Here is a 1363-nt window from a genome sequence, read left to right as displayed (position 1 = left end):
GGCGTACACGAGGAAGTCGCTGCCGCCGATGACCTCGGCGTGCTCGGCGGGCGCGGCGAGGGTGGTGAAGGTGACGTCCGCGCTCACAGCAGGCCGCGCCTCTGGAGCTCCGGGAGGGCGTGGAAGAGCACGAGGGAGCTCGTGGCGTCGTGGATCTCGCCCGCGTGGAGGCGGCGGTAGGCTTCCGTCAGGGGCACGGTGACGGGCTCGATGAGCTCGCTCTCCTCGTGGGCGGCGGCGCCGAGGGTCACGCCGAGCGCGAGCAGGGGGAGGAACACCACGCCGGAGATGGACGGCTGCGGGTACACGGCGGGCAGGGGCACCCACTCGGCCGCCTCGCCGCCGATCTCCTCGCGCAGTTCGCGCGCGGCGGCGTCCGTGACGTCCTCGCCGGATTCGATGCCGCCCGCGACGATCTCGGTGATCCACGCGCCGAGCGGGTAGCGGTACTGGCGGATGAGGACGGCCTCGCCCGCGCCGGTGACGGGGAGGACGAACACGGCGCGCGGGCCGCGCGGGCGGTAGGTGTACTCCGTGACGGTGCCGGTGTGGAGCCGCACGCGGTCCCGGACGAACAGCCGTGGGGGCGGGGAAAGCGTGACGCTCTCCAGGGCCTCCCAGGGTTGCGTCTCGTCGGGGTGGAGGTCGTCCCAGTTCGGGTGGCGCATTTCATCAGCCTACCGTCGGCGGCACCGGGCGTCCGCGTGAGGAACTTCACGCCCGGCTTGAGGCCGGGCTCAGAAGGTGCATCGGTAACGTTTCGTGAGTGTAGTGCAGCACGGGCTGACGGGAAGTTCATGAAGGGGAGCGTGAGAAATACGCGCGCAGTGCGGCAAATACAACACGCCCCTCTCACCGGGTGAGGCTACAGTGAAGACCATATGAAGCTCAGGGTTCTGGCGGGATTCCTCCTGTTGTCCACGGCCTTCGCGCAGGCCCCCACCTCCCCCTTCGTTCCCGGCGCGCCCACGAGCGTCACGGCGCCCGCCCTCACACCGCTCGCGCCGAGCGCCGCCACGGCGTCCACCGTTCCCACCGTCACGCCCCTCCTCGCCGCGCCCCGCCTCGGACGCGACGTCCCCAGGGCCACCACCCGCGTCGTCCTCGATCTACCGGACGACGTGACCTACACCCTCACGCCCACCTTCGGCGGGCTGCGCATCGACCTCGGCGGCGTGCGCGTCACGCCGCAGCTCGCGCGCGACCTCAGCCCCGAACTGCAGGAGTGGCGTTACTCGCCCCGCGCGAACGGCGCGACCGTGCTGCTCACCACGCCCTTCCCCCTCGGCCTCGACGGCGGCTGGCGCGCCATCGACGTGCCGCCCGACGGGACCCTGCCTCGCCGCCTCGCCGTGGACCTCGG

General features: G+C 72.1%; 1 protein-coding gene and 1 pseudogene. One reads left to right on the top strand and one right to left on the bottom strand.

All coding sequences use genetic code 11. The annotated features are described in order from the left end of the window. Window positions 1-83: 83 nt before the first annotated feature. Window positions 84-668 carry an NUDIX domain-containing protein gene (locus tag DEIPI_RS0108510; RefSeq protein WP_027481497.1) on the bottom strand — a complete coding sequence of 195 codons (585 nt, stop codon included), beginning with the start codon at window positions 666-668 and terminating at the stop codon, window positions 84-86. Window positions 669-881: 213 nt separating this feature from the next. Here DEIPI_RS0108510 and DEIPI_RS29685 point away from each other — a divergent pair. After that, window positions 882-1363 (top strand): annotated as a pseudogene (locus DEIPI_RS29685) (N-acetylmuramoyl-L-alanine amidase); the annotation flags it as partial.

Source organism: Deinococcus pimensis DSM 21231 (assembly GCF_000519345.1).
Lineage (GTDB): Bacteria > Deinococcota > Deinococci > Deinococcales > Deinococcaceae > Deinococcus_A > Deinococcus_A pimensis.
Note: the sequence above shows the minus strand (reverse complement) of the source record. Positions and strands in the feature narration are given on the sequence as shown.

Bases quoted from the DNA above. Each gene is read 5' to 3' on its own strand.
- DEIPI_RS0108510 (WP_027481497.1), bottom strand. From the start codon at position 668: ATGCGCCACCCGAACTGGGACGACCTCCACCCCGACGAGACGCAACCC.